The organism is Bradyrhizobium sp. 160, assembly GCF_023073735.1.
GTDB lineage: Bacteria > Pseudomonadota > Alphaproteobacteria > Rhizobiales > Xanthobacteraceae > Bradyrhizobium.
In genome coordinates, this window is the sequence record NZ_JADPKD010000067.1 from 151,256 (window position 1) to 176,875 (window position 25,620).

Sequence of the window (25,620 nt, forward strand, 5' to 3'; positions counted from 1 at the left end):
ACCTTCGTCAAACCCGGCGCAACTTCGCAGACGGGCCAAAAGCTGACTTCCATGACCCGCACTAGGTCCAGCGGGTGAGGCCACGACACCTGATCAAGCTAGGTCGCCGAGCAGACGATAGGCCGGCGAGCCGTACACCGCAGCTACGGTTTGGTGTAGAATGCCCGCAGAGGGACCGCCATGGCCAATCCTGAGCAGGGTCGCATCGAGCGCCGATTAGCCGCCATCCTGACCGCCGACATCGCCGGTTACAGCCGGCTGATGGGCGCCGACGAGTCCGGCACCGCGCGGGTGCTCCGTGAACATCGGCAGGCAATCGATCCCATCGTGGCGAGCCATGGAGGTCGCATCGTCAAGAGCATGGGGGACGGTCTCCTCGTGGAGTTTCCTTCCATTGTGGCCGCGGTCGAGTGCGCCGTCGCGGTTCAGAATGTCATGGCGGAACGGAACGTTGACGTTCCGCAGGATCGGCGGATGCTATTCCGAATTGGTATCAACCTTGGCGACGTGCTGATCGATGGCGACGATATCCTTGGTGATGGCGTCAATATCGCCGCCCGTCTCGAAGGCATTGCAGAGCCGGGTGGCATCTACATCTCCCACGCCGCGTATCAGCAGGTGTGCGACAAGTTAGATATGATGTTCGAGGATATAGGCGAGCAACAGCTAAAGAATATCGCACGTCCTGTGAGAGTGTACCGAGTGCAGCGCGTCGGTGCGGCAGCAAGATCACTATCGGCATTGCCGCCTCCAGAGAAGTCGTCCATCGCCGTACTTCCATTCCAGAACATGAGCGGTGATCCCGCGCAGGACTATTTTTCCGATGGGATTACCGAAGACATCATTACCGAGTTGTCGCGGTTCCGATCGTTGTTCGTGGTCGCCCGCAACTCATCGTTCTCGCTGCGCGGCAAGAAAGTCGACGTCATTGAAGTCGGCCGCCGGCTCGGTGTTCGATATGTGGTTGAAGGCAGTGTTCGCAAAGCCGAGAAACAGATACGAGTGACCGTCCAGCTCCTTGATGCAGCGAGTGGCAAACACCTCTGGGGCGAGCGCTATGACCGCAAGCTTGAGGATATCTTCATCGTCCAGGATGAGATCACCCGAACCGTTGTCGCGACCTTGCCGGGCCGGCTCGAGAACGCCGACCGCGATCTCGCCAAGCGCAAGCAAACTTCGAACATCACGGCATACGATCTGGTCTTGCTCGGAAACGAGCGGTGGCGGCGGCTGACGCGGAAAGACCTGGCGGAGGCGCTGGATCATTTCCGCAGCGCTGTCGCGCTCGACCCATATTATGCGCGCGCCCATGCGAACGTGGCCTGGACCCATGTCTGCAACGTGTTTCTGGAGGCGGAGGATGCATCCTCGTTGGACGAGGCGCTGCGACATGTCCAGATAGCGCTTGACATCGACGACAGCGATGCCTGGTCTCATGGTGTCTTCGGACAGTTGCTGTTCCTGCTCAAGAGGGATGACGAGGCTGAAATCCACCTCAAGCGCGCGCTCGCCTTCAATCCTAACGACGCGGATGTCGCCGCCGTCTTCGCCAATATTCTCGTCTACTGGGGAAGGTGGCGAGAGGCGCTAACGTGGATCGACACAGCCAAGCGTCTCAACCCACTACCGCCCAATCTCTACCATTGGTACCACGCGCTTGCTCTCTATTCCGCACGCGAATATACGCAAGCGATTGGAGCGCTTAGGGAGATGCGGTCCCTCGACCGCTGGTCGCATGGGCTCTTGGCCGCCTGCTATGCGCAGATCGAACGGCGCGACGAAGCCCGGTCCGAACTAGATGCGTTTATCGGCGAATGGGAGCGCGAATTGAGTGCGCGGGGCGAAGTGCTGCCGCGGTCCCATCTCGATCTTGCGCTGTCGCGGGCCGATAGATACCGGAATCCTTCGGACCGCGAACACTTTCTTGAGGGTTTGAGGAAGGCGGGTTTGACGGGTTGATTGTTCCTCCTAAACATGGCGAGCCGAAAAGTTCGCCAAGCCGGCCGACGAGGTGATGGCACCACGTCTCTTATAGGTCAAACTGCGAAGAACTCCGGTTGAGCAAATCCCGTCCGCTCGGCCACCATGAGCCGACCTCAGTGCTCGACGAGTTGACTTCGCTAATGGGCCAGGAGCTGCCCCTTCTTGATGGTGAAAGCTCAACATCGTGCCCGTCCTTGATAAGTTCGACTCGGAGCCAGGGCGGTCCGGGCACAACCGGCACGCTAGAGGAGGCGACGTATGGGCATCCCCGTCATAGAACAGGTCAAAATACAGGCTCAGGTCTTAGTTCCTCTCGTCCAGGCCCTTCAGGCGGAATTGGGCAAGGAACGCGCGAACGCACTTGTCCGCAAGGCTCTAGGCGACGTTTATCGCCGCCTCGGCGAACAGTGGTGGCGCGCGAAAGAATCCACGCACGTGGGAGAGAACACGGCGTTGGCGTTTGCCTCGTTCGCCGAAGGCGACGCCGTTGAATACAACGTTCGCGCGCAATCGCAAGATACCTATGAGATCGATGTCACTGGATGCCGGTACGCACAGTTCTACAAGGAGTTGGGTGAGCCTGAGCTTGGATTCTTGCTGGTCTGCAGCTCGGACTTCCCGTTCGCCGAGGGTTTTGGCCCCGACATAAAGCTCACCCGCACACAGACCATCATGCAGGGCGCGAGCCACTGCGATTTTCGCTACAGGCGACAGAAAGACTGATTGTCGCATTCGGGTCAAAGTGCGAACAACTCACGTCGAGCAAATCTGGACCGCTCTGCTGTGATGAGCGGACCTCTGTCAAACCCGGCGCAACTTCGCAGACGGGCCAATTGCAGAAGTGATCAGCTTCATTGTAGGTTTAGATGACTCCCGCTCGGCGCATTCGATCCAGATGGATAAAAGAAAGAAATTTCTATCCGACTTGGCTGATCGCCTACTTCTGACCGCGCCGATCGGACTGCCCGGTCGCCATCGACGGCATCGACGGGGCAGGAAAGACCACATTCGCTGATGAACTCGGAAACCTCGGCGTCTAAGGGGCGGCCTGTCATTCGAGCATCCGTAGACGGTTTTCATAACCCCAAGGCGGTCAGACATAGGCGTGGGCGACACTTTCCGGAAGGCTTTTTCGAGGACTCCTACGATTACTCGGCGTTGAAGCAATATCTGCTGGACCCGCTAGGCCCCGGGAGTTCTCGGATATATCGTCGAGCCTTCTTCGATCATGTGACCGACGACATCGTACCTGCCATCGATCTGGAGGCACTGCCGTCATCCATTTTGCTGATAGACGGCATCTTTCTGCATCGGCCCGAACTGCTCACCTATTGGGATGCTTCAGTCTTCCTCCGAACGGACTTTTCGGTGTCCGCTTCGCGGTGCGCCTCGCGCGATGGCTCGTCGCCTGACCCTGCGGCTCCATCGAACCGACGCTTCGTTGAGGGACAGCGGCTCTATCTTCGGAACTGCCAACCGGAAGCGAAGGCCACCTTGGGGCGGCTTCCAGGGGCGCGCGAACCCAAGGGTGCAGCAGATGAGTGAGGTGACGTATTTCGTCGCTCTGCCCTTCGTTTCTCCGACGAGGGCATCGCCGCCGGCGAGCGGCTGAGTGCCTGAGCGCCAACACCGCGGTCATGCGGGCGGAAGCCCTGTCCTGCAAGCCGGGCCATGCCGGCGCCCTCGCCTTCTCGCGAACCGGCGACCCGTCCAGCGGCGACTTCAGCGACGCCAGGCTGATCCGGAAGTTCGGCGAGGTACCGGATGACCTCAGCTCGCTATGAGCGCGGAGCTGGATCATTCCTCTGTTGAGGTGGCGGCGTCTCCTGGAACGAGGAGGCTGAGCGCGGTTTCGATCTCGCCAGCAGCCGTTCGATTTCCTGGCGTTCGTTCGGGCCCGGATCTCGGCACCTACAAACGAGTTGGTGCGACGACGAACTTGCCAGCCTGGTATTTGACCACAGGCGTTCTAATTCGGAAGCACGCAGGCCCATGCGGGCGCTCGCCCGGCACCGGCCCCACCAATCCCTTACACATGGCGGGGCCGCCTGCGTACCGGGACACCGGGGCTGAAGATGGGCTCGGAGGCCGCCAGATGTTACGACCGCCAACCGAGAATGACGATTGCTCGAAAGAGGCACTCCCTGTGGCAGGTTTTGAGACTTTTTGACCGTTTGAACCCCTCCGGTCTCGCTCACTTCGGGAACGGCGACGCAGTTGAGCCGTTCGACATGCGTTGCGAGCGTCATCCCAAGTGAGCGGCCAGTGAGCGTACTTCTCGTCGAGGACGACCCCCTGATCCGTGAATTCGTGGTCGAAGCGCTCCGCGATGCGGGCTACCACGTGATCCACGCGAGCACTGGGGAAGAGGCGCTGGACTGGTGCAAGCGCCACGTCGCCGACGTGCTGGTCACCGACGTCAGGCTGCCCGGAAACATCGACGGCTGGCAGATCGCGGAGCGCTGCCGCGAAAGCGATCCGGAGCTCCCGGTGGTCTACGCCACGGGCTACTCGCCCGCTGCACCTCGGCCCGTGCCGGGCAGCCGCATCGTGAAGAAGCCGTTCCATCCCGACGAGGTCGTCCGCATTGTGAGGGAGCTCGGCGGACAGAAAGGGATGCCGCCGAACTAGGAGCATTCCCGGATCAACGGCCGGGCTTCCGCATCACTTGCGATCGGGCTCCTTGGCCGGCGGCCCGCTCTTGTTTCCCGGCAGACCTTTGATGTTGGAAGTGTCCTGCTGCTGGACGGTCGGATTCTGCTGGTTCGAGCTCGAGCTGGCGCCGACGGTCTCTCCCGGCTTGACGGCTGGACCACTCTTGTTACCCGGCTGACCGGCGATGCTGGCACCCGAGTTCTGCGCGCTCGGAGCGCCGGAGACGTCCGGCTTCGTGGTCTGGGCAAGTGCGACGGGAGCGGAAAGCGCCAGAGCAAAGACCAGCGCGCTCGCAATGGACCTCATGGTGAATCCTCCTCTTAAAAGAATTCGGAACGCGGGTTGCCGCTGCCTTCACCTCGAACGTCGCATGGGCTCGCGCGTTCCTGCCAATGGCGGCGAGGCCGTTCTTTCTTGCGCTGTGTCAGCCCTCGGCATCGCCCTGGGATCTGGATGGATGCCGCCTGCTTGAGCCTCTTCTCTCTGCTGCGACCGCCTTGGCGCGCGCCTCGCAGCGGGCACGCAGCTCCTCCAATTCGTCGGCGGAGAGATGCTCGATGCCGACAAATGAATTCTGGACACTTCCAGTTCGGATGAGCTCATCCAGCTTGACCTGGATCGCGGCGCTGTCCCGGTTCTGCGAGTTCTGGATCAGGAAGACCATCAGAAAGGTCACGATGGTCGTGCCTGTGTTGATGACGAGCTGCCAAGTGTCCGAGAAGTGGAAAAGCGGTCCAGTGATCGCCCAAATCACAACTACTGCGCAGGCCAGGATGAAGGTCGATGCCCGGCCAGCTGCCTGCGAGGCCTTGTTTGCGATGGACGCGAACCACCGCCGCGGGTGCTGCTCGCTTTGCTGATGGCGCATGCAGTCCTCCTTCTATCGAATCATTGCCAAACGCCTGAACAGCCGCCGCTCACGGCACGAGCGGAGACGCGGGCGTGCCGAGGTGTTCGGAGACGGGGCCTGGCGGCGAGAGGCCGCCGACAGTAGGTCTCGTAGGCTCCCGTCCGAGGTGAAGCGCTCTTCGAACCGCGCCCGGACCTCGCGCCGGTCGATCCGTGCCAGCTCTTTCACCGCGCGGCCCGCCTCCGCTTCGTTCTCGACGATGAAGCCGGTCACTCCTTCGTCGACGACCTCGGGTACCCGATAGGCGATCACGGGCGTCCCACATGCCCTCGCCTCGATCATCACCAGGCCGAACGGCTCGGGCCATTTGATCGGAAACAGCAGTGCCGCAGCGGCCGACAGAAACGGCTGCTTGCCGCGTTCGTCCACCTCGCCGACGAGCTCGACCCGAGCGCCGTCGATCTCCGGCTGGATGTGCTTCGTGAAGTAGGCGGTTTCTCCGCGAGGCACCTTCGCCGCGATCCGCAGCGGCATGCCGGCCGCCCGCGCGATCCGCATGGCGTCCTCGGGCCCCTTGTCCGGCGTGAGCCGCCCGAGGAAGGCGAGGTACGACCCGGGAGCGTAGGACGGCCGATACAGGCCGGCCGGCAAGCCGTGATGCACCGTCCCGCGCCAGTTCGCGTCCTTGAGCGGAGCGCGCTGTTTGTCGGAAATGGAGACGAAGCACGCCTCGCGAAACTGCCGAACCACCTCGCCGATGCCAGGCAGGTCGAGACGCCCGTGCAGGGTGGTGAGGAACGGGGTTCCGGCCCGGCTGAGTGCGGGCATGTGCAGCCAGTCGATATCTGCATGAATAACGTCGAACTCGCGGGCGCGACGCGAGACCGCTTCGATCAGGAGCGTGCAGGTCATGTTCGGGTCGACGCGCGGGCCCCCGAGGCCTACGGTATTGTCCCGGATAGACCGCTGCGGCAGCGCCGGCCAAGATGCCTACATTGCCTACTTAAGCTGTAATTGCGTTCGCCCGGCGGTTCATGACCGCCCGGGCTTTCGCGCGCCCGACGGCCAGTCAGGAGGCTTCGGATTTCCGGAGCCGCTCCAATTGCCGGCGCAGGGCGATCGGCAATTCCGGCTCTTCCTTGATGATCGAACGCAGCCGCTCGCCGATTTCCCGGACGATTGTCAGGCTGTGCCTCCGATCGATGTCGATGGCATTGCGCATCGGTCGACCCTCTTGCCTGATACAACCTCCGCGGAGGTCGGCGGTTTCAGCGACCTCGGCGCCGTCGAGAGCGGATCAGCTATGAGTCCACTTTTATACATTTCGTGAACAAATCCCGCCTTCGGGCATGAATCCGCGGCGCTGGGCGGTAGCCGTGGGGTTCCATAGTTGGTCGACAGGCAATATTTGACGCGTCAGGCGACGACGCTCCTGAAGTTTGCCAAGGCAACGAGAAGTCCGGAAGTTTCGGCGGCCTTGGTCGAAAAGGCGGCCGACCTGAAATCCAAGGCCGATGAATCGGCTGCGGGGCATCAATCTCAATCCTTGCCGCGTTCTGGGCAGCGTTAGCTGCCTGCGGCGAAGGTCCCGCGTGTCAGCCACTCACGTCATTTGCCAGTGCGGCGCACTCTACGAACGGAGCGAGCAGCCGCCAGGTCCGCCCGATGCCGACGCCTTTGCTGTGCGATCTGCGGCCACACGCTGGAGGTCTTCATGGACCTGCCGCGTCCCAACTAACGATTGATGTCCGCGCCATCGCGAAACCCGGCGCCGAGGCGTTAGGCGGTGTACTCATTGTTTTTGAGGATAGGCGTCGTGCCCGTTGGCTCCATGCCCGTGGTCTGGATTATGACCTCACCTCACTGCTTGAGCGAACCTCCGTGCTTGGCATGGGCCTGCGTGATCTCCGCCCCCATGAGTATGATCTGCGAGGTGTAGTAGACCCAGATCAGCACGACGAGATCGAGGCGGCCGCACCATAGGTCGACTCCAGTCCTTGCTTGCCGATGTAGAAGCCGATCGCAGCCTTTCCCACTTCGAAGAACAACGCGGTCAGGAGCGCGCCCAGCCAGACATCGCGCCAGCCGACCGAGACGTCTGGCAGCCACTTGAACATCATCGCGAAGAGCACCGTCACCGCGGCGAACGAGACCACCAGGCTGACGACATGGAGAACGCCCTCCGGCATGTACGGGGCGACGAACTTGCCCGTCGCGGCCAGTGCCGCGGTCACCAGCAGCGAGACGAGCAGAAGAAAGCCCAGCGCGAGGACGGCGGCGAACGACAGCACGAGCTGCGGGCGAAATGCCAGATCCCGCCCTCCTCCGATTCCTCCACCTCCCAGACGACGTTGAGCGCATCCTTGAGCTGCACGACGACGCCGATCGCGGCGAACAGCAGGGCGCCGATGCCGAGGATCGTCGCCAGAGCGCCCTCCGCGGGGCGGCTGGCTCCCGCCAGCATCGACTCGATTGCCTTCGCGCCGGTCTCCGACCATGCCCTTCAAGGAGGAAGTGACCTGGGAGGTGACCGCCTCGTGGCCGAAGAAGAGGCCTGCGACTGCGATCGCGATCACGATGATGGGGCCCAAGGAGAACACCGAGTAGTATGCGAGGGCCGCGCCCTGGCGGGCATCCTTGTGGCTCGACCAGTTGGTCGCCGCCTCTTTCGCCACCGTCCACCACATCGCCGTCCGGACCGCCAAGTCTGCTCCACGGTCTACAAGGACGACCAAGATGCCAGGTTCCTGCGGCCGCGCATGGACGGTAATGATCTCGACCAGGCACTCCCCAAAGTCGATCTGCAGCTGTCGGCCCGGCGGCGTCTCGAACCGCGTCGTCGCCAGAGCCTCCGCCTTCAGCGCCTGGCGATAGGGCTGCACGGCGCGTTGCAGCGTCCGCCGGCTGACTGTTACGCCTTTCTCGGCCAACAGGTCCTGGCGCACCACGTCGGCATTGCCGCGATGCCGAAATGAGCCTCTCGCGCAGCCAACCCTCAAGGCCGTCGAGACGCTTCGGCCGCTCAGGCGACTTGAACGCCTTCACCCCGCCCGCCACCACGTAGCCCTTCACCGTGTGATGGCTGCAGCCCAGCTGTCGCGCAATCCGCTTCAGACCCCACCCGCACGCCCTCAGGCGCAACATCTCCGCCACGTCATCCGGCGTCTTCATCACCTGCCCCCGTGGATCAATCCACGACGAGCCTTCAGTGATTCGTTCCTGCTTCATTCACTCTCTCCCCAGCTATCTGAGGAGGGGGCAATTCCTCGTGACGCTGAGGGGGCAGTTTTCCATGGCGCGCGACACCCCCGCCGGACCTCCTGGATGCGGCCTACCGCAGCGACCTCACGCATCTCATGGTCCCCGCCCCCGACGAAGGCCACGGCCCGCTGCGGCCCGCAGACCTCTGGGTCTACGGCCACACGCACGAGTCTTTTGACGGTCTGATCGGCGACACGCGGGTGGTCAGCAATGCAAAGGGCTACGGCCCGAATCACTGGCAGGCCACCTGGGACAATCCGCGGTTCGATCCGCACTACGTCATCGAAATCTGAGGGAGGGCAGCCATGACCTATGCCCACGACCACTCGAATCACATCGATGCGACGTGCCGCCCTGCCCTGCCTTTGGTTTCGAGTGTCTCGTTAAAAGAAATCCGGCCGCCATGGGGCCTGACCTGTTCGTTTCGGCTAAGGCCACGACGGCCGTCTCTGCGCGACATCAGGCGCTTCGAGACGCACTGGTCCAGTCGTCGCTGGATCCGGCGGTTCGGTCGATCAGCTACGTCGCGTCGGCGGTTGTTGCGTCCGAACCGATAGAACTCGACGCCGTCGTGCTGCAGCGGGACGACGGCCGGTATTGCTTGATTTCGTTCCGGCGCGGAAAATCCGCGATATCGAGGACGAAGGCCTCGCCCTGATCGCCTTCTCGGGCGGGCCGATCCGAGAGAGCAGGACTGACGAAGAGAAAGTAATGTGCAATCTGTACTCCATGATGAAAAATGTCGACGCTATCCGTCGCCTGTTCGGCGCCCTCAACAGCCGCGTTGGCAACTTGCCGTCGATGCCGGGCATCTTTCCGGACTATCCCGCGCCAATCGTACGCAACGCGGCCGACGGACGCGAGATCGCGATGGCGCGATGGGGCATGCCGTCCTCGCAGCAGCGCTGATGGACGCGACGAAGAAGCGCGCGCAGAAGCTCGGAGCCAAAGGTAAGACCGTCGACTTCAAGGCACTGCTCCGGATGGAGCCGGATTCTGGCGCCACCAACATCCGCAACGTGAACAGCGCGCATTGGAAGCGCTGGCTTGGTCCGGAGCACCGCTGCCTGGTGCCCTTCACCTCGTTCAGCGAGTACGACGCCATCGACGGCAAGAAGGTCCCGGTCTGGTTCCCCCCGATGAGGGCCGGCCGCTGCTCGCGTTTGGAAGGCTCTGGACCAATTGGACGTCCGTAAGGAAGGCCAACGAGGGCGAGGTCGCAGCCGATATCTACGCGGACCTCACGACGGAGCCGAACGCCGAGGTGAGGCGCGTGCATCCGAAGGCGATGCCCGTGATCCTGACGATGCGGAGGAGTACGACACCTGGCTGCGTGCCCCGTGGGATGAGGCCAAGGCGCTGCAGCGGCCCCTGCCGGACGGCGCTCTGAAGATCGTTGCCACCGGCGAGAAGGAAGACCCTGCGCTGGCCGCGTAGGCACTTTCCATAATCGAAGGAACAGGTGGACAAGCGCCAGCTACCTCGATTTCGAATCCCAGCCCTGTGCTAACCGCCCGGAACGGACAGGGGATGGAAGGATTCGTCCGGCAGGAGCGGTTTCGATGCTGATGACGAGGGAAAGGCGACCGGCGATCCGGACGCTGCGCGGCTGGGCCGTCTCAGTGCTGCAGGAAGCCGGCGCCATACGGGAGTGCGAGGAGCACGGCTGGATGCAGGACCGCGCCGACCCGCATGCCCGCGAGCGCGCGTTCGACATCGCCCGCCGTGACCCGCCGCCGGGCACCTCGCCGGAGGAAGCCATCACCGATGTTCGCGATGTCCTGGACTCGATCGGCGACACCTGCCCGGAGTGCCCCTCCGAGGCCGCCTAGACCGCCTCTTCCCTCCTCAGCCGCTCGCGACCGATCGGCGCCCGCAGGCGAGCGAGTTCGATCCACGCCACCGCAGCGCTGATCCATCTCTGCCGTTCGGCTCCATTGGCTTCGGCGACAAGCTTCATCGCTGCAAACGCTTCGCGCTCAGGGTCGTACTCGATGTCCATGGGGCAGAAATATAATCGCAGATCGTAAACATCACGAATCGATGCGGCCGTAGGAATCCGGGGCTGGCCAAGAACGCTGGGCCATGGTCCTAAGCCTCAGGAAGCGCCACGCCCGTCAGCTCGGCCAATTTTTCGATGAGCTGCTCCTGAAAATCGGGATCGGCGGCCTCGCTGGCCGGCTGCTCCTGCCGCAGGTGATGCCGGTAGCGGCCGCTGACCTTCGCGGCAGGCTCGTCGCTCACGGCCAGCCAGCTCTGGGTCCGTTGGCCCGTCTCGTGGTCCACCGGCGCGCCGGGGCCGCCCATCTTCGTGCGCACCCAACCGGGATCGACCACATTGCTCAAGACCTGAGGCCACCGTCGCGCAAGCGCGAAGGCCAACGCGACGACCTGCAGCTTGCTTTCCGCATAGGCCTTTCGCGGATCCCAAGTGCGCTTCGTCCAGTCGAGATCGTCCAGCGAGCCCTGTCCACCGCGATGCAGGCCGCTGCTGAGGTAGACCAGCCGACCGGGACGCTGAATCAGCGCCGTCAGCATGTACGGGGCCAGGGTGTTCACCGCCAGCGTGAAGGCATGGCTTTCGGGCGTAGCGCCGCGACTGCGCTCGGTGTAGACGCCAGCGTTGTGGATGATCGCATCCATTCGTCGGATAGCGTTGACCTGATCCGCGATGCGCCTGGTCTCGGCGGCGCTGCGGAGATCGCCAATGACGATCCCGACGGCCCGCGACGCGAGATCGCCGACGGGCGCAGCGCGATCTGCCGATCGAGCGTGCAGCACCACTTGATGACCGTCGTCAAGAAGCGACTGGGCCGCTGCGCGACCGAGCCCGTGGTGCTGCCGGTGATGAAGACACACGCCATTTATCCTCCTCCCACCCTAAGTCACAACTCAACCGGTCAGCGTGACAGGCCAGCCGAGGTCGCTCGGGAACTGGTTCGCGGACACGCTGGGCGGAACGCGGTGACCAGCACGAGACCCATGCCGACCCGTTGCGCTTCGGTGCCTCAGACGCGCAACGCAGGCCTTGAAGCGCCGGCCTTTCCATCCATATACCATCCATAGAGATGGTAATCGGATGGAAGATCCATGACCAGCACGTCCACGAAATACGACCAAAGCCATCTGACACCGAAAAAATCACGATCAACCTTGTTTCGTCGATTTGGGTCAGGTCGATTTGATGGTGCAGGAAGGATTCTACTCCAACCGCACCGATTTCATCCGAACCGCAATCCGCAACCAGCTCGAACGTCACGCCGACGTAGTCAAGCAGTCCGCGGCCCGAAAGAGCCTGGACCTCGGCTTGCGGAATTACAGCCGCGATGATCTCGAGGCGGCGCGGCGGGCGGGCGAGATGCTGCACATCAATGTTTTGGGCCTCGCCAGCATCGCCCAAGACGTCACCCCCGAACTCGCTCGCGCCACGATTGCCTCGGTCTGCGTACTGGGAGCTCTGCACGCCAGTCCCGCCGTCAAATCCGCTCTCGCCGACAGAATGAGGTAGGCCATGCTGAAATTGGACATCGTTCGCGAAGCCACACGCCTCACGCACTCAGGCCATCTCGTCGAGGCCACCGCGCTGCTCCAACGCATGCTTCGGGGTGAGAACGCACCGGACGTCACTGCCCCCACCCCACACCGCTCCACCGCGACAAAAAGAGAGCCGCCGACCATCGACGCCAAGGCACATGCCGCGGAGACGAGCGGTCCGCGTCGCACGGTTCGTCCCCCGGTGGATTTCACCAAGAACCTCCCGGGGCTCGGCCTCGGAGGATCGCTGAGGCACGCCCCGCCGTGCCTGGGAGACATCGTGCCGGACGGCGCCAAGTTCGTCGAAGGCAGCTACGGTAACGCCGCGGGAAGCCGCGCCTACCGGCTCTTCATCCCCAGCGGCTATCATGGACAGGCCCTTCCGCTGGTGATCATGCTGCACGGCTGTACGCAGTCGCCGGAGGACTTCGCCGCCGGCACGCGGATGAACTTCATCGCCGAAGAGCACACCTGCTTCGTGGCCTATCCCGCGCAGCGGGCCGAAGCGAACCAGGCGAAATGCTGGAATTGGTTTCGTCCGGCCGACCAGCAACGCGGCGGCGGCGAACCCTCGCTCATCGCGGGCATCACCCGCCAGATCATGCGCGACCATGCGATCGACCCGCAACGCGTCTATGTCGCCGGACTGTCGGCCGGGGCCGCGGCCGCAGCCGTGATGGGATCGACGTACCGCGATCTGTACGCAGCGATCGGCATACACTCCGGACTAGCCTGCGGGGCCGCCACGGACCTGCCCTCCGCGCTGATCGCGATGAAGCAAGGCGGCGGGTCCGAGGCAATGCCGGGCGACGGACCGTCCATTCCGACGATCGTCTTCCACGGCGACCGCGACACCACGGTGCATTCGAAAAACGGCGGTCGAATTGTCCGGCAGTCCATCGCCGCGACGAGCACGACGGTGAAGGTTCATCGCGGACGGGTACCGGGAGGGCATGCCTACACCCGCACAGTCCATATCGATGCCGGCGGACGCGGAATCCTCGAGCACTGGGAAATCCATGGAGCCGGACACGCATGGTCGGGAGGCAGCCCCGCCGGCTCCTACACCGATCCGGACGGACCGGATGCAACGAGGGAAATGCTGCGTTTCTTCCTTGAGCATTCGCTCCCACAGGGTCGGAGTTAGAGGTGGGCGTTTTCATCCGGTGATGGGAAGCAGACATCATCGGGATGCCGGTGAGAGTGACGCCGCCCCGCTCGATTCTGCATGGGCAAGGCGGCGCCTTCGCTGACGCTCCCGGCGTCGGCGCGACGGCCTGCCTCCGCCAACTCGGCGACGCGCTGGGGGTCTTAGTCTGCATCGAATGAAAAGGTGGGCAGCAGTCATCCCAATCCGGTCTCGAGCCTCGATCAGCGAGCCCGGCTGACGCTAACCGGTGCGGATACGATGTCTACTCCGATCAGGTCTTGTGCTGCTGTTTTGCCGCCGCCTCGCGAGCCAGCCGCTCCGCCTTTAACCGCTCCCGATTGGCATGGAACGCTTGTTGGGCACGTTCATGCTCCGACACTGCTACCTTGGCGTCCGCGTCTCTGAAAACCTTGCGAGCTTCCCGTTCGGCCGCGGTCGGCATCCTCCGGCCCGATGTGCGATTGCTCATTGCTCCCTCCTCTGGGCACAAACGGTCCTTGCGCGATAGAGCGCATCTGGACCGCCAACCTAGGTGTAGGCTTTCCTCCGGCTTGGGCTTTGGGGGATTTGGTGCCAGAGGCAGGGAGTCGACTCCCGACGATGCCGTTGGTTCCGGGGATTGTCCGGTTCGTCAACGTCACTGACGGAAATTCCCGGGATTGTTGTTCCGCGAACAATTGGATCGAGTGGAGCCACAACCGCGAAGGCCGTGGCGGGACACAATGATCCGTCGCAGAACCAACGATGGTTGGCGCTCGGCGCATGTATGACGGCTGCGTTAGCGGCGTCACGGCGCGCGAAATCGGAAGCTCGAGGTCAATGGCGCGCCAAAGCCGCCATCGCCCTGCGGGACATGTAAACTTACCGCGTCATCAAGGACGAACACGGCCAGGTGCAGCACGAGCGACGACGCTATCGTCCTGCTGCTGCATGCGATCATTGATTGTCTAGCGATCGGAAGAGGGAGCCAAAGACGTCGATCCAACAGAGGAGTTATCCTATGAAATTGGCTCAAGCATCAGCATTAGTAATTTGTCTGCTCGCCACCGCTCCGCGCGTATCGCTCGCCGCAGACGCCAAGAGCGATGTCGAGAAAGCGTATGCCGCGTGGGACGCCGCATTCAACAAGCAGGACGCGAAGGCCGTTACAGCAAACTATCGCGACCGCCAAGCTGATGCCGCCGACCCACCAGGTCGCGTCAGGTCCGGCGGAAATCGAGAAGTTCTGGGCCGCGCTCTTTGCGAGCGGCGTGACGGGTCACAAGCTGGAGATGATCGATGCCGGCGGAGACGACAAAATCGTGTTCGGCACGGCCAAGTGGAGCGCTACCGGCAAGGACAAGGACGGCAAGCCGGCGCCCTTCAGCGGTCTCGCAATGCACGTATTCGAGCGACAGGCGGACGGCTCGTTGAAGCTCAGGCTTCAGACCTTCAACTGAGCTGTTGATCTACTGAACTGACTACCGGGAGGCGGATCGCTGTGATCCTCCTCCCCTTCGACGCCGGTGAAACACGTAGTCACGGAGATGATGATGATGCGGAGTTTGGCGCTGGTGATTGCATTCACGATCGCGTCCATGGTCCCTGCGGCGGCGCAGAAGGCCGAAATTGAGGCGACCAACGCGAAATTGATCGAATTCTTCAACAAAGGCGATTTCGCTGGAATCGCGTCACTCTACTCCCCGATGCGACCGCATTGCCGCCTGGTTCTGCAATGGTCCGTGGCGCAACGGCCATCGAGGCAATGTGGAAAGGCATGGCGGAACAGGTTGGCGATCTGAAACTGACGACCGTTGAGGTCAAACCGCTCGGCGCCTCCGCCGCACGCGAGATCGGGACCTATAGCCTGAAGACCAAGGGCTCGACGCCGCAAGAGGCATCGGGGAATATGTGGTGGTCTGGGAAAAAGTCGGAAACGACTGGAAGCTCGGTACTGATATTTGGAACGACGGTAAGTAGGCCATCGATAGCTCGCCTTGGGGCCCGACACCAGACCTACTCAGGCCGACTTACGCTGCGGCTTGGTGGCGGGCTTTTTCGCCGCCGTTTCCTTCGCCGGCTTCTTGCCTTCGATCGGCATCAGCATCTCCTTCTGGCCGGCGGAAACCTTCTTGGTCTTCTTGGCGGGCTTCTTGGGCGCCTTTGCCTCGGCCCCAGCACCGCCGACGCTCCGCCGCAGCGCTTCCATAAGATCGACGACATTGGTTGAGGCGGGCCGCTCCTTCGGCGTGATCGGCTTGCCCGCCCGCTTCTGGTTGATGAGTTCGATCAGGGCGTCTCGTACTGGTCCTCGAACTTCTCCGGCTCGAACCGTCCGGATTTCTTTTCGACGATGTGCCTAGCCAGATCCAGCATGTCTTTCGTTGACGTCCTGAATGTCGTCGAAATACTCCTGCGGATCCCGGACTTCGTAAGGATAGCGGAGCAGCGTCCCGACCAGACCCTTGTCCATCGGCTCGAGCGCGATGATGTGCTCGCGGTTGGTCAGCACGACCCTGCCGATCGCAACCTTGTCCATCTCGCGGATGGTCTCGCGGATCACCGCGAAGGCGTCGTGCCCGACCTTGCCGTCGGGCCTGAGATAATAGGGGCGGATCAGGTAGCGCGGGTCGATCTCGGACCTGTCGACGAACTCGTCGATCTCGATGGTGCGCGTGGATTCCAGCGCGACGTTCTCCAGCTCCTCCTTGGAGACCTCGATGAAGGTCTCCTTGTCCAAGGCGTAGCCCTTGACGATGTCCTCGTTCGGCACCTCTTCGCCGGTGTCGGCGTCGACCTTGAGGTATCTGATGCGGTGACCGGTCGCCCGGTTGAGCTGGTTGAACGAGATCTTCTCGGACTCGGAGGTGGCGGGATAGAGCGCCACCGGACAGGTGACCAGGGACAGACGCAGGAAACCTTTCCAGTTGGCGCGCGGGGCCATGTACGCGGTACTCCGAACGAGGGCGGCTCGGATTCAAGACGAATGGCAGGCTCCGGTTCCGACATCACCGCCTCTCGCAAGGACGATTTCAGGGAGAGCATTGGCCGCTGCGGGCGGGGGCGAATTCGCGATCCGTTCCTGCAGGCTTGTTTTCCTTGATTTGCCGCAAGCGGCCGCAGCCGGCCTGTCCGCCGCCGAGCGAATTCGATCGACGGCGTGGGGGCTTGCCTTCCGGCCGGCCCTTGACTCCAAACGAACAAACAGAGAACATTCGGTATGCCCGTCGCACCCGAACCTGCCGTGCCCGCCGAGGGCGACCTCGAGCTTGCCGCCGACCAGGCCATCCAGATCTGCGGCGGCGAGGCGCGGGAGGCGGTGAAAGCGCTGATCGTCGCGAACAGCTTTCTCGAGGCGGAGATCGAAGAGCTCCGGACGAAAGTGTCGACAGGCTACGCGCGCGGCCGGCTTGCGCGCAAACGTAAGGACGAGACCGACGTCTGAAGTGACCTACTATGTCGCTTTGCCGGTCGTCCCTTCCGACGACGGCATCGCACCGGGCGAGGCGACGGAAAGCTTCAGCGCCAATGCCGCGTGATGCGGGCCGAGGCGCTTTCGCGCCGGGGTACGTCGGCGCCATCGCGTTCGGCCGCAGCGGAGATCCCTTGCCGGTGGTGGTGCTTGGCGCTATGCCGCAGTATGTGCCACCCGTGCATGCGACCAAAGGGCCCCTAGGTGCAGTTCCTGTTTGCCGATTACGTACTCGACCTTAATCGGCGGGAGCTCACCCGCGGCTCGGCCGTAATTGCAATTGGCCCAAGGGTGTTCGACCTGCTGGTCTACCTGGTGCAAGCCCGCGATCGCGTCGTCACCAGGGATGAACTGCTGGCCACCGTGTGGAGCGGGCGCATCGTCTCTGAATCAACGCTCACCAGCCATATCAACGCGGTGCGCAAAGCTATCGGCGATAGCGGCCAGGAACAGCGCCTGATCCGAACGATCGCCCGCAAGGGCCTCCGGTTCGTGGCCGAGGTCGAGGCAAGAAGCCTCGATAGCGCCATCATCGGAAACGCGGAGCAGGATAACTCGAATGAGCGCCACGAGCCGTCTCTCCCTGACAAGCCCTCGGTTGCCGTCCTGCCGTTTCAGAACCTGAGCGGTGATCCCGAGCAGGAGTACTTCGCCGATGGTGTCGTTGAGGACATCATCCTGGCCTTGTCGCGGATACGCTGGCTGTTCGTTATCGCTCGGAATTCGAGCTTCACATACAAGGGCAGAGCCGTGGATGTCCGACAGGTGGGGCGCGAATTGGGCGTGCGATATGTGCTTGAAGGCAGCGTGCGCAAGGTGGCGACAAGGGTGCGCATCACCGGGCAACTCATTGATGCGACCAATGGCGTGCATCTCTGGGCCGAGCGTTTCGAAGGCACCCTCGACGACATCTTTGAGCTGCAGGACACGGTCGCCGCAGGCGTCGTTAGTGCGATCGCGCCGCAGCTTGAGCTTGCCGAAATCGAGCGTGCGAGCCGAAAGCCGACCGAAAGCCTCCATGCCTATGACTATTACTTGCGTGGATTGACCAAGTTTCACCTTGCGAGCAGGGCCGGCCTCGATGAGGCATTGCCGCTATTCTACAAGGCGATCGAGCTCGATCCGGAGTTCGCCTCCGCGTATGGAATGGCGGCGTGGTGCTACTACTGGCGCAAGATGAATCGTTGGCTCGACGATCGCGAGGCAGACGGCAACGAGGCTGCGCGATTGTGCCGACACGCCGTGACGCTGGGAAAGAATGACGCGGTCGCTCTGACCAGAGGCGGCCACGCATGGCCTCATTTTGGCGGTGACCTCGAAAGTTGCGTCACCTATGTCGATAGGGCCATGGTGCTCAATCCCAATCTCTCGACGATCTGGTACCTCGGCGGGTACCAGCGAATTTCCCTTGGCAGACATGATAGTGCGATCGAATATTTCACGCGTGCCATGCGCCTCAGTCCGCTGGATCCGGAGACATTTCAAATGCAGACCGGAATCGCAATGGGGCATTTGTATTCCGGACGATTTGATGCGGCTGTCGCCTGTTTAGAGATGGCATGGCGGGAGGTACCGAACGTGCTGCGGGTAGCGGCCTTTATGGCCGCAAGCCATGCGCTGGCAGGGCGGGAGGAAGAAGCGCGACAAGCCATGCACCACGTGCGTCGGCTCGATCCCACGCTACGCATTAGCAAGCTCGATGACTGGCTGCTGGTCCAACCGAAGGATTTCGCGGTAGCCGCGGAAGGCCTGCGAAGGGCGGGACTGCCGGAGTAACAGCACCGCTTGCTCCTGCTTCTACCCTCCGAAAGATCAGAAGATCGGAAAGCCGCGGTCCAACCGGGATGCGTCCAAATCGTCTTTGAGCTCTCGCCTGCCGGCGTCGGACAATAATCTTCAAATGAAATTGGCGCTTCCGCGCGCCGCTTGGACAAATTTCCAAGGTAAATCCAACCGTAATCCAACATCGCTGCAAGGCTTTTCGGCCAGCTTGGACGCAATCTCCCCTCGCTTTCACAAGCAAGGCCATTGGTGGCCTGAAAGTCGAGGGAAAGTCATGAAAATTGTCATTATTGGCGGTACCGGGCTCATCGGAACGAAGCTCGCGAGCAAGCTCCGTCAGAAAGGCCACGAGGTGATCGCGGCATCTCCCAGTACGGGTGTCAACACGATCACCGGCGAAGGTCTCGACACGGCGCTTTCGGGCGCCGAGATTGTCGTCGATGTTGCAAATTCGCCCTCCTTCGAGGACCGCGCGGTTCTGAAATTCTTCGAAACGTCAGGCCGCAATCTTCTCGCCGCCGAGGCCGCCGCCTCAATACGCCATCATGTCGCGCTGTCCGTTGTCGGGGTCGACCGCCTTTCGGAAAACGGTTACTTCCGCGCCAAGCTGGTGCAGGAAAGCCTGATCAAGGCCTCGACGATTTCCTACACGATCCTGCGCGCGACCCAGTTCTTCGAGTTCGTCGGCGGGATCATCGATTCTTCTGCTGATGGACAAATCGTCAGGCTGTCGCCTGCCCTGTTTCAGCCCGTGGCTTCGGACGACGTCGCCGCCGCCCTGGCCGACGTCACGCTCGGCGTTCCGGTCAACGGCATCGTTGAGCTGGCCGGACCGGAACCGTTCAGTCTCGATGACTTCGCCCGCCAATATCTGACCGCGACAAAGGACCCGCGCAAGGTCGTCGCCGACATCCATGCTCGCTATTTCGGAGCAGAACTGGACGATCGGTCTCTCACGCCGGGCCAGAATCCCCGGCTCGGCGCCGTGCGTTTCGAGGACTGGCTGGCCGGGCTCCGCCAGTGACGGCCACGACCAAGGCCCACAAATCGATACTCACGACGCTGGCGCATCGCGAGCAAGACAGGGCCCGCGCGTCTGCTTGCCGTTTCGTCGTGGATAGCGACGAAAAGAACCAGACCATTCCGGATCATGACGACTAGCGGGAGCTTGCTCGTCATGCGTGCCCGGCCTCCCTAACACGAGCACAGAACCATGAGTAAGCCGATCTTGCGCGACTCTTCGAACAATCCGCCGGCTGCGCCTGAGGCGCGCCAGATCGACGTGCCGAGCGCCGATGGGCGTGCTGCCGACGTGGAGATGGCACGCGTTCTTCATACCCAACCAGTCCGCATGGCTCTGGACGGGTCCGGCGCCGCGATCGCCCACTGGAAGCATGAACCATTGCACGATGTCGTCGAGCCGATGACCGACCACGTCATCATGGCCTACAACGGCTCGGTGCAGCGCATGGAGCGGCGGACAGGAAGCTCGGTTGCGATCGGGACGTTTCGCCCAGGAGTCATCATCATCATTCCGGAAGGATCAAGCTCCCGATGGGATATTCCGAAACCTGTCGACGTCGTTCAGCTCTATCTTCCGCACACAATGCTTGAGCGCGCTGCCGGCGAAGCCAGCACCGTCACATCGACCGATCTACTGGAGCGAACGGCACATCCCGACCCCTTCACATCCCGATTACTCCTGAGCGCGACCGATGTCCTGGAGAGCAACGAGACCCTGGATCGGCTGTTCAGGCATCAACTGACAGAACTCCTGGCGACGCGCCTGCTGGCTGCACATACCAGCTCGCCGGCCACGATCCAGCCGGCCATGGGCGGGCTGTCGCCGAAGGTGCTGCTGCGCGCCATCGAACGCCTGCGCTCGGACAGCGATGCTGATGTGTCTCTTGCTGCCTTGGCGTCCGATGCCGGGCTGTCGCGCTTCCATTTCTGCCGTGCCTTCAAGGAAAGTACAGGGCTTTCGCCACATGCGTGGCTGCGCCAGCACCGGCTCGAGCAGGCCGTGAACATGCTGCGCGACACGGATGAATCCGTTGTCTCGGTCGCAGCGGCACTTGGCTACGCCTCCCAAACCGCGTTTGCCGCCGCATTCCGCAAGCAGACCGGCAAATCACCCAGCGAATGGCGAGGGCGTCGGCGATAACAGCAACGATCTGTCGGTAACGAAGTGCTCTCAATGGCGAGGACAATTCATGAGCTGCAATCCACTCATACACGATCTTTCACGGGAGAATCAGCCAGACGTTTCCGAGGCGCACCAGCGCGATTTGCCAATGGCCGATGGGCGTCCTGCCGATGTGGAGATGGCGCGCGTACTCAAGACGGCTCCCCTCAGCATTGCTTCCGATCCGTCCAACGGCGCGATCGCCCATTGGAAGCATGATGCCTTGCACGACATCGTCGCGCCCATGACGGATCACGTCATCATGGCCTACCCGACCGGCTTGCAGCGGCTAGAGCGCCGCTCGGGAAGATCTGTCGCGATCGGAACCGCGCGTTCCGGAGTTGTGACGATCATTCCGGCCGGCTCAAGCGCCCGATGGGATATTCCCGGCCCCGTCGACGTCGTTCAGCTCTATCTTCCCCCCACAACTCTGCAACGGATTGCCGACGAAGCCGATATGGCAGCTCCCAGCGATCTGCTGGAAAGGACGGGACATCCCGACCTCACGACGTCCCGATTGCTCATGAGCGCGGCCGATGTGATTGAAGGCAGCGCGGCACTGGACGCTTTGTTCAGGCAGCAACTGACGGATCTTCTCGCCACCCGCATCCTCGCGGCGCACACCGGCTCGCCAGCCACGTTCCAGCCGATCATGGGTGGCCTCTCGCCGGCCGTACTGCGCCGCACGATCGAACGCCTGCGTTCTGACAGTGATGCCGACGTCTCCCTCGCGGCACTGGCTTCGGACGCCGGCCTGTCGCGCTTCCATTTCTGCCGTGCCTTCAAGGAAAGTACAGGGCTTTCGCCACATGCCTGGCTGCGCCAGCACCGGCTCGAGCAGGCCATGATCATGCTGCGCGATACCGACGAGCCAATCGTCTCGATTGCAGCGGCGCTTGGCTACGCCTCCCAAACCGCGTTCGCCGCGGCATTCCGGAAGTTGACCGGCGAAACCCCGAGCGACTGGCGGCGACGCAGGCGTTAGCAGCAATCGCGCGACAGATACGGCAATCACTCTGGGGCAGTCGGGGGTTTGGTCCGCTAGATCAGGATCATCACGGTGCCAATGCCAACAGGAGACAAACAATGACCTGGAATAACCTGGTCGCCCCACATGCCATCACCTCACGCCGCAGGGTTGTCGCAAGTGCCCTGATGTATGGGCTTTCATTGACGGTTCGCTTCACATCACCCGTGCGTGAGACCGCGGAAGTTCCACCACAAGCGATCGTGAACGACGCCGCCCAAATCATCCGCATGGCCTCGCCCTCCAGACCCGCTCCCGCGTATCTCGGCTGGCCGGTGGCTTCGGGCTGCCGGACGGCACGATAGCAGCAATCCCTCTGCAATCCCCTCAATCGCTCTGGCGCAACGAGAGACATGGGTCCCTCGAAATCGCAGGGCCCGCGCCAACTGAACGAAGGCGAATAATGACCCGGAACAATTCCCCTAGCCGGCTTGCGAGCATGTCGCGGCGGAAGGTGCTCGCGACCACGCTGATGTACGCGATGTCGCTAACCGTTCGCTCCACCTCGGCGACCGGCGAAGAAGCAAAAGTTTCGACAACCCCCGTTCAACGGATCGATCCCATGACCTCAATCACCACCAAAGACGGCGTACAGATTTTCTACAAGGACTGGGGACCGGAATCCGCCCAGCCCATCGTGTTTCACCACGGCTGGCCGCTGAGCTCCGACGACTGGGAGACCCAGATGCTCTTCTTCGTCGGCAAGGGCTATCGTGTCATCGCCCATGACCGTCGTGGTCACGGTCGCTCGAGCCAGGTGAGCGACGGCCACGACATGGACCACTACGCAGCCGACGTCTCGGCCGTCGTCGAGCATCTCGACCTTCGCGATGCCATTCACGTCGGCCATTCCACTGGCGGCGGCGAAGCCGCGCGCTACGTGGCGCGTCATGGCAGAGACCGAGCGGCCAAGCTGGTACTGATTGGCGCCGTGCCGCCGCTGATGCTGAAGACGGAAGCCAATCCCAATGGCTTGCCCATTGAAGTGTTCGATGGTCTGCGCCAGCAGCTCGCCGCAAACAGGGCACAGTTCTATCTCGATTTCGCGAGCGGTCCATTCTACGGCTACAACCGCCCGGGGGCCAAGGCATCGCAGGCGGTCATCTGGAATTGGTGGCGCCAGGGCATGATGGGCAGCGCCAAGGCGCACTACGACTGCATCAAAGCGTTCTCGGAGACTGACTTTAGCGAGGACCTGAAGAGGATCACCGTGCCTACGCTCATCGTGCATGGTGATGACGATCAGATCGTACCCGTTGCCGACTCTGCAGTCCTGTCGGCGAAGCTGCTGAAGCGCAGCACTCTCAAAATCCACGAGAAGCTGCCGCACGGCATGTGCACGACTCATGCCGATCTCGTCAACGTCGAACTGCTTACCTTCATCGCGACCTAGCGTCTTCGCTTTTCGTTTTTGCATCAGAGTAGCTCAAACCACAGGAGTAGATTACATGCGACTGGTCATCATAGGCGCCGGCTTTGCCGGCATGTACGCTGCACTTTCCGCTGCTCGCCTGCGCGACATCCAGGGTGTTTCGCCCGAAGATCTCGAGATCGCGCTGGTTGCGCCACAGCCGACGCTGGTGGTTCGCCCGCGGCTCTACGAGCCGAAGCCCGAAACATTGACGGCGCCTCTGCTCGACGTGCTCAAGGCGATCGACGTTACCTACGTGCAAGGCAGCGTCGAAACCGTCGACACCAAATCCCGCACGGTGGGCATTGTCGCCGCCAAAGGTTCGAAGAAGACCCTGTCCTATGACAGGCTGGTCGTGGCGACCGGCAGCCGGCTGTTCCGCCCGAATATTCCTGGCCTTGCCGAACACGGCTTCAGCGTTGACTCACTCGATGATGCGATCGCCCTCGACAAGCATCTGCACAGCCTGGCGAAGCGGCCGGCGAAGAACGGGCGCGACACGGTCGTCGTGGCCGGTGGCGGTTTCACCGGCATCGAAGCAGCGACCGAGATGCCCACACGGCTTCGTGCGATCCTCGGGAAGGACGCCAAGACACGCGTCATCATCGTCGATCGCAACAAGGCGATCGCTCCCGACATGGGCGAAGGCCCGCGCCCTGTCATCGAAGAAGCTTTGCGCAAGGTCGGCGTGGAAACGCGGCTCGGCGCCGGCGTCGCGTCGCTCGATGAATCCGGCGTCACGCTTTCCAGTGGCGAGCACATCGAAGCCGAGACCGTGATCTGGGCGGCCGGCATTCGCGCCGCGCCGTTGACGCAGCAGATCCCGGCCGAGCGCGACAGTTTCGGCCGCCTGCTGGTCGATCGCGATCTACGCGTGCCGTCGGTGCCCGGCGTCTTTGCCACCGGCGATGCCGCACGCGCGGCATGCGACGATATCGGCAACTACGCGCTGATGTCGTGCCAGCACGCCACGCGTTTGGGCGCCTTTGCCGGCTACAATGCCGTGGCCGAACTGCTGGGCATTCGTACCAAGCCCTACCACCAGAAAGCCTACGTCACCTGTCTCGATCTCGGCGAGGCCGGCGCACTGTTCACGCGCGGCTGGGAGCGCAAGGTCGAGATGGTCGGCGACGTCGCCAAGAAGACCAAGCAGCAAATCAACACCGTCTGGATCTACCCGCCGCGCGCCGAGCGCGCCGCGGCGCTCGCGTCGGCTGATCCGGAGCGCGTGACCAACCTCTAGACGCCCCAAGCGATGGCGGCCGCGCTCCCCTGGCTGCGCGGCCTACTCAACCAAGACCAGCCAGGACCTTTCACCATGAAGCAGGAGACAAAACCATGAAGCATGAAACAAACATGAGCCTCGACAACACCTCACACTCCCCTACACGTGGCCCCGACGAATTAGTTCCGTCGCGCTACGCGGTGCGGGTCGGGGACATTGAAGTGTTGGTGGTCAGCGATGGCGTGCTGTTGCTGCCGGGCGCGATGTTAGCCCACAACGCCGAACCGGCGGTGCGGGCGGCCTGGCTGAAAGAAAATTTTCTGCCGCCGGACGCGTTCGATTGGGCGCTGAACGTGGTCGTGGTGCGCAGCGGCGGCAAGACCATTCTCATCGACGCCGGGATGGGGATGGAGTTTCCTGATCTGGAGCGGTCCGGACATGTGATCCATCGCCTGAAGGCCGCCGGAGTCGATCTCGCATCAGTTACCGACGTGGTGCTTACCCATATGCATATGGATCATGTCGGCGGGCTGCTCATCGACGGGGTGAAGCAGCAACTGCGTCCGGATCTGCGGATCCACGTGGCGGCCGCCGAGGTCAAGTTCTGGGAAGCGCCCGACTTCTCCCGCGTCTCCATGCCGCCGGGATTCCCGGACGCGCTTCGACAGACGGCCAAGAAGTTCGTGAAGGAGTATGGCAAGCAGTTGCGAACGTTCGAGGAAGAAGTTGAGGTGGCGCCGGGGGTGGTCGTCACTCGCACCGGCGGCCACACCCCCGGGCATAGCGTTGTGCGCGTGACGTCCGGCGGCGACCGGCTGACGTTCGCCGGGGACCTCGTGTTCCAGGTCGGGTTCGAACATCCCGAATGGTACAACGGCTTCGAACACGACCCCGAGGAGGCGGCCCGCGTTCGTATCAATCTTTTGCGGGAGCTGGCGGCGACCGGCGGGCTGCTGGTGGCCACTCACATGCCGTTCCCGTCCATCGGCCATGTGGCCGTCGCCGGCGACGCCTTTCGTTGGGTTCCGGCCATCTGGGACTACTAACCGCTTGTTGGGTTAAGGCCGAACCAGAGCGCGTATGAATTCGCGCCCTGGTTCAAATAC

The 25,620-nt window shown here is 62.6% G+C and carries 26 protein-coding genes and 4 pseudogenes; 20 read left to right on the top strand and 10 right to left on the bottom strand.

Annotated features, from left to right (window positions below):
• Window positions 1–180 precede the first annotated feature (180 nt).
• From IVA98_RS28160 to IVA98_RS28175, 4 genes are all read left to right on the top strand, one after another.
• The gene (locus IVA98_RS28160) at window positions 181–1,959 is read left to right on the top strand and encodes an adenylate/guanylate cyclase domain-containing protein (RefSeq protein ID WP_247334574.1); all 1,779 of its coding nucleotides are present in this window, start codon (window positions 181–183) and stop codon (window positions 1,957–1,959) included.
• Between the two features lie 282 nt (window positions 1,960–2,241).
• Window positions 2,242–2,706 (top strand): L-2-amino-thiazoline-4-carboxylic acid hydrolase, encoded by a 465-nt coding sequence (locus IVA98_RS28165; RefSeq protein WP_247334572.1) that lies wholly within the window; start codon window positions 2,242–2,244, stop codon window positions 2,704–2,706.
• Window positions 2,707–3,213: 507 nt separating this feature from the next.
• On the top strand, window positions 3,214–3,528 hold the full coding sequence (locus IVA98_RS28170) for a nucleoside/nucleotide kinase family protein (RefSeq protein WP_247355948.1): 315 nt from the start codon (window positions 3,214–3,216) through the stop codon (window positions 3,526–3,528).
• Between the two features lie 720 nt (window positions 3,529–4,248).
• Window positions 4,249–4,614 carry a response regulator transcription factor gene (locus IVA98_RS28175; RefSeq protein ID WP_247355956.1) on the top strand — a complete coding sequence of 122 codons (366 nt, stop codon included), beginning with the start codon at window positions 4,249–4,251 and terminating at the stop codon, window positions 4,612–4,614.
• A gap of 33 nt (window positions 4,615–4,647) precedes the next feature.
• Here IVA98_RS28175 and IVA98_RS28180 read toward each other — a convergent pair whose 3' ends face one another.
• The 4 genes from IVA98_RS28180 to IVA98_RS28195 all read right to left on the bottom strand — a co-directional run bounded on the left by IVA98_RS28180 (window position 4,648) and on the right by IVA98_RS28195 (window position 6,710).
• Window positions 4,648–4,944 (bottom strand): hypothetical protein, encoded by a 297-nt coding sequence (locus IVA98_RS28180; protein WP_247355958.1) that lies wholly within the window; start codon window positions 4,942–4,944, stop codon window positions 4,648–4,650.
• Window positions 4,945–5,062: 118 nt separating this feature from the next.
• Window positions 5,063–5,506: a low affinity iron permease family protein gene (locus IVA98_RS28185; RefSeq protein WP_247336630.1), complete on the bottom strand. Its 444-nt coding sequence runs from the start codon at window positions 5,504–5,506 to the stop codon at window positions 5,063–5,065.
• Between the two features lie 12 nt (window positions 5,507–5,518).
• Entirely contained in the window at window positions 5,519–6,400 is an 882-nt protein-coding gene (locus IVA98_RS28190; protein WP_247336626.1) for a glycosyltransferase family 4 protein, read from the bottom strand.
• A 157-nt stretch (window positions 6,401–6,557) separates the two neighbouring features.
• A complete protein-coding gene (locus IVA98_RS28195) occupies window positions 6,558–6,710 on the bottom strand; it encodes a hypothetical protein (protein WP_247336623.1) in 153 nt (50 codons plus the stop codon).
• A gap of 168 nt (window positions 6,711–6,878) precedes the next feature.
• On the opposite strand from IVA98_RS28195, the gene IVA98_RS28200 reads away from it, so the two are divergent.
• A complete protein-coding gene (locus IVA98_RS28200; RefSeq protein WP_247336620.1) occupies window positions 6,879–7,058 on the top strand; it encodes a hypothetical protein in 180 nt (59 codons plus the stop codon).
• Between the two features lie 379 nt (window positions 7,059–7,437).
• On the opposite strand, the gene IVA98_RS37350 is transcribed toward IVA98_RS28200, so the two are convergent.
• Entirely contained in the window at window positions 7,438–8,436 is a 999-nt protein-coding gene (locus IVA98_RS37350; protein WP_247355959.1) for a YihY/virulence factor BrkB family protein, read from the bottom strand.
• Between the two features lie 408 nt (window positions 8,437–8,844).
• Here IVA98_RS37350 and IVA98_RS28210 point away from each other — a divergent pair, with 408 nt between their 5' ends.
• From IVA98_RS28210 to IVA98_RS28220, 3 genes and pseudogenes are all read left to right on the top strand, one after another.
• The gene (locus IVA98_RS28210) at window positions 8,845–9,042 is read left to right on the top strand and encodes a hypothetical protein (RefSeq protein ID WP_247336038.1); all 198 of its coding nucleotides are present in this window, start codon (window positions 8,845–8,847) and stop codon (window positions 9,040–9,042) included.
• 418 nt (window positions 9,043–9,460) lie between these two features.
• A pseudogene (locus tag IVA98_RS28215) lies at window positions 9,461–10,186 on the top strand (SOS response-associated peptidase).
• A 125-nt stretch (window positions 10,187–10,311) separates the two neighbouring features.
• A complete protein-coding gene (locus tag IVA98_RS28220) occupies window positions 10,312–10,581 on the top strand; it encodes a hypothetical protein (RefSeq protein WP_247355961.1) in 270 nt (89 codons plus the stop codon).
• Here IVA98_RS28220 and IVA98_RS28225 read toward each other — a convergent pair.
• Both IVA98_RS28225 and IVA98_RS28230 read right to left on the bottom strand, forming a co-directional pair.
• Entirely contained in the window at window positions 10,578–10,751 is a 174-nt protein-coding gene (locus IVA98_RS28225; protein WP_247336042.1) for a hypothetical protein, read from the bottom strand. The two genes, IVA98_RS28220 and IVA98_RS28225, sit on opposite strands and share 4 nt — an antisense overlap.
• A gap of 89 nt (window positions 10,752–10,840) precedes the next feature.
• Window positions 10,841–11,613 (bottom strand): annotated as a pseudogene (locus IVA98_RS28230) (SDR family NAD(P)-dependent oxidoreductase).
• A gap of 204 nt (window positions 11,614–11,817) precedes the next feature.
• On the opposite strand from IVA98_RS28230, the pseudogene IVA98_RS28235 reads away from it, so the two are divergent.
• Window positions 11,818–12,257 (top strand): annotated as a pseudogene (locus tag IVA98_RS28235) (ribbon-helix-helix domain-containing protein).
• A 3-nt stretch (window positions 12,258–12,260) separates the two neighbouring features.
• Window positions 12,261–13,430 (top strand): extracellular catalytic domain type 1 short-chain-length polyhydroxyalkanoate depolymerase, encoded by a 1,170-nt coding sequence (locus tag IVA98_RS28240; protein WP_247336046.1) that lies wholly within the window; start codon window positions 12,261–12,263, stop codon window positions 13,428–13,430.
• Between the two features lie 274 nt (window positions 13,431–13,704).
• Here IVA98_RS28240 and IVA98_RS28245 read toward each other — a convergent pair whose 3' ends face one another.
• Entirely contained in the window at window positions 13,705–13,902 is a 198-nt protein-coding gene (locus tag IVA98_RS28245) for a hypothetical protein (protein ID WP_247336048.1), read from the bottom strand.
• Window positions 13,903–14,608: 706 nt separating this feature from the next.
• Between IVA98_RS28245 and IVA98_RS28250 the strand changes: the two genes are divergently transcribed.
• Window positions 14,609–14,872 carry a YybH family protein gene (locus IVA98_RS28250; protein ID WP_247355962.1) on the top strand — a complete coding sequence of 88 codons (264 nt, stop codon included), beginning with the start codon at window positions 14,609–14,611 and terminating at the stop codon, window positions 14,870–14,872.
• Here the strand turns inward: IVA98_RS28250 and IVA98_RS28255 are convergent.
• Together IVA98_RS28255 and ku are read right to left on the bottom strand one after the other, a co-directional pair.
• Entirely contained in the window at window positions 14,857–15,078 is a 222-nt protein-coding gene (locus tag IVA98_RS28255) for a hypothetical protein (RefSeq protein WP_247336119.1), read from the bottom strand. The two genes, IVA98_RS28250 and IVA98_RS28255, sit on opposite strands and share 16 nt — an antisense overlap.
• 354 nt (window positions 15,079–15,432) lie before the next feature.
• Window positions 15,433–16,356: pseudogene (ku, locus tag IVA98_RS28260) on the bottom strand (non-homologous end joining protein Ku).
• Window positions 16,357–16,632: 276 nt separating this feature from the next.
• Here ku and IVA98_RS28265 point away from each other — a divergent pair.
• From IVA98_RS28265 to IVA98_RS28310, 9 genes are all read left to right on the top strand, one after another.
• Complete coding sequence (locus tag IVA98_RS28265) at window positions 16,633–16,857, top strand: hypothetical protein (protein WP_247336052.1); 225 nt, start codon at window positions 16,633–16,635, stop codon at window positions 16,855–16,857.
• 231 nt (window positions 16,858–17,088) lie between these two features.
• Complete coding sequence (locus IVA98_RS28275; protein WP_247336054.1) at window positions 17,089–18,660, top strand: winged helix-turn-helix domain-containing tetratricopeptide repeat protein; 1,572 nt, start codon at window positions 17,089–17,091, stop codon at window positions 18,658–18,660.
• Window positions 18,661–18,940: 280 nt separating this feature from the next.
• Complete coding sequence (locus IVA98_RS28280; protein ID WP_247336056.1) at window positions 18,941–19,690, top strand: SDR family oxidoreductase; 750 nt, start codon at window positions 18,941–18,943, stop codon at window positions 19,688–19,690.
• A gap of 189 nt (window positions 19,691–19,879) precedes the next feature.
• Complete coding sequence (locus IVA98_RS28285) at window positions 19,880–20,830, top strand: helix-turn-helix domain-containing protein (protein WP_247336058.1); 951 nt, start codon at window positions 19,880–19,882, stop codon at window positions 20,828–20,830.
• A 49-nt stretch (window positions 20,831–20,879) separates the two neighbouring features.
• Window positions 20,880–21,836 carry a helix-turn-helix transcriptional regulator gene (locus tag IVA98_RS28290; RefSeq protein ID WP_247336060.1) on the top strand — a complete coding sequence of 319 codons (957 nt, stop codon included), beginning with the start codon at window positions 20,880–20,882 and terminating at the stop codon, window positions 21,834–21,836.
• A 101-nt stretch (window positions 21,837–21,937) separates the two neighbouring features.
• Window positions 21,938–22,183, top strand: coding sequence for a hypothetical protein (locus IVA98_RS28295; protein ID WP_247355964.1), 246 nt, complete (start codon window positions 21,938–21,940; stop codon window positions 22,181–22,183).
• A 257-nt stretch (window positions 22,184–22,440) separates the two neighbouring features.
• Window positions 22,441–23,271, top strand: coding sequence for an alpha/beta fold hydrolase (locus tag IVA98_RS28300; protein ID WP_247336113.1), 831 nt, complete (start codon window positions 22,441–22,443; stop codon window positions 23,269–23,271).
• Window positions 23,272–23,326: 55 nt separating this feature from the next.
• Window positions 23,327–24,532: an NAD(P)/FAD-dependent oxidoreductase gene (locus IVA98_RS28305; RefSeq protein WP_247336062.1), complete on the top strand. Its 1,206-nt coding sequence runs from the start codon at window positions 23,327–23,329 to the stop codon at window positions 24,530–24,532.
• A gap of 95 nt (window positions 24,533–24,627) precedes the next feature.
• A complete protein-coding gene (locus IVA98_RS28310) occupies window positions 24,628–25,560 on the top strand; it encodes an MBL fold metallo-hydrolase (RefSeq protein ID WP_247336065.1) in 933 nt (310 codons plus the stop codon).
• Window positions 25,561–25,620: the final 60 nt, after the last annotated feature.

What these genes read in the sequence shown, in the direction of transcription:
- IVA98_RS28165 (WP_247334572.1), top strand. Translation starts at nt 2,242, where the DNA reads ATGGGCATCCCCGTCATAGAACAGGTCAAAATACAGGCTCAGGTCTTA.
- IVA98_RS28265 (WP_247336052.1), top strand. Translation starts at nt 16,633, where the DNA reads ATGCCCGTCGCACCCGAACCTGCCGTGCCCGCCGAGGGCGACCTCGAG.
- IVA98_RS28180 (WP_247355958.1), bottom strand. Translation starts at nt 4,944, where the DNA reads ATGAGGTCCATTGCGAGCGCGCTGGTCTTTGCTCTGGCGCTTTCCGCT.
- IVA98_RS28285 (WP_247336058.1), top strand. Translation starts at nt 19,880, where the DNA reads ATGAGTAAGCCGATCTTGCGCGACTCTTCGAACAATCCGCCGGCTGCG.
- IVA98_RS28250 (WP_247355962.1), top strand. Translation starts at nt 14,609, where the DNA reads ATGCCGCCGACCCACCAGGTCGCGTCAGGTCCGGCGGAAATCGAGAAG.
- IVA98_RS28185 (WP_247336630.1), bottom strand. Translation starts at nt 5,506, where the DNA reads ATGCGCCATCAGCAAAGCGAGCAGCACCCGCGGCGGTGGTTCGCGTCC.
- IVA98_RS28280 (WP_247336056.1), top strand. Translation starts at nt 18,941, where the DNA reads ATGAAAATTGTCATTATTGGCGGTACCGGGCTCATCGGAACGAAGCTC.
- IVA98_RS28160 (WP_247334574.1), top strand. Translation starts at nt 181, where the DNA reads ATGGCCAATCCTGAGCAGGGTCGCATCGAGCGCCGATTAGCCGCCATC.
- IVA98_RS28225 (WP_247336042.1), bottom strand. Translation starts at nt 10,751, where the DNA reads ATGGACATCGAGTACGACCCTGAGCGCGAAGCGTTTGCAGCGATGAAG.
- IVA98_RS28295 (WP_247355964.1), top strand. Translation starts at nt 21,938, where the DNA reads ATGACCTGGAATAACCTGGTCGCCCCACATGCCATCACCTCACGCCGC.
- IVA98_RS28220 (WP_247355961.1), top strand. Translation starts at nt 10,312, where the DNA reads ATGCTGATGACGAGGGAAAGGCGACCGGCGATCCGGACGCTGCGCGGC.
- IVA98_RS28240 (WP_247336046.1), top strand. Translation starts at nt 12,261, where the DNA reads ATGCTGAAATTGGACATCGTTCGCGAAGCCACACGCCTCACGCACTCA.
- IVA98_RS28305 (WP_247336062.1), top strand. Translation starts at nt 23,327, where the DNA reads ATGCGACTGGTCATCATAGGCGCCGGCTTTGCCGGCATGTACGCTGCA.
- IVA98_RS28310 (WP_247336065.1), top strand. Translation starts at nt 24,628, where the DNA reads ATGAAGCATGAAACAAACATGAGCCTCGACAACACCTCACACTCCCCT.
- IVA98_RS28195 (WP_247336623.1), bottom strand. Translation starts at nt 6,710, where the DNA reads ATGCGCAATGCCATCGACATCGATCGGAGGCACAGCCTGACAATCGTC.
- IVA98_RS28210 (WP_247336038.1), top strand. Translation starts at nt 8,845, where the DNA reads ATGGTCCCCGCCCCCGACGAAGGCCACGGCCCGCTGCGGCCCGCAGAC.
- IVA98_RS28290 (WP_247336060.1), top strand. Translation starts at nt 20,880, where the DNA reads ATGAGCTGCAATCCACTCATACACGATCTTTCACGGGAGAATCAGCCA.
- IVA98_RS28190 (WP_247336626.1), bottom strand. Translation starts at nt 6,400, where the DNA reads ATGACCTGCACGCTCCTGATCGAAGCGGTCTCGCGTCGCGCCCGCGAG.
- IVA98_RS28245 (WP_247336048.1), bottom strand. Translation starts at nt 13,902, where the DNA reads ATGAGCAATCGCACATCGGGCCGGAGGATGCCGACCGCGGCCGAACGG.
- IVA98_RS28300 (WP_247336113.1), top strand. Translation starts at nt 22,441, where the DNA reads ATGACCTCAATCACCACCAAAGACGGCGTACAGATTTTCTACAAGGAC.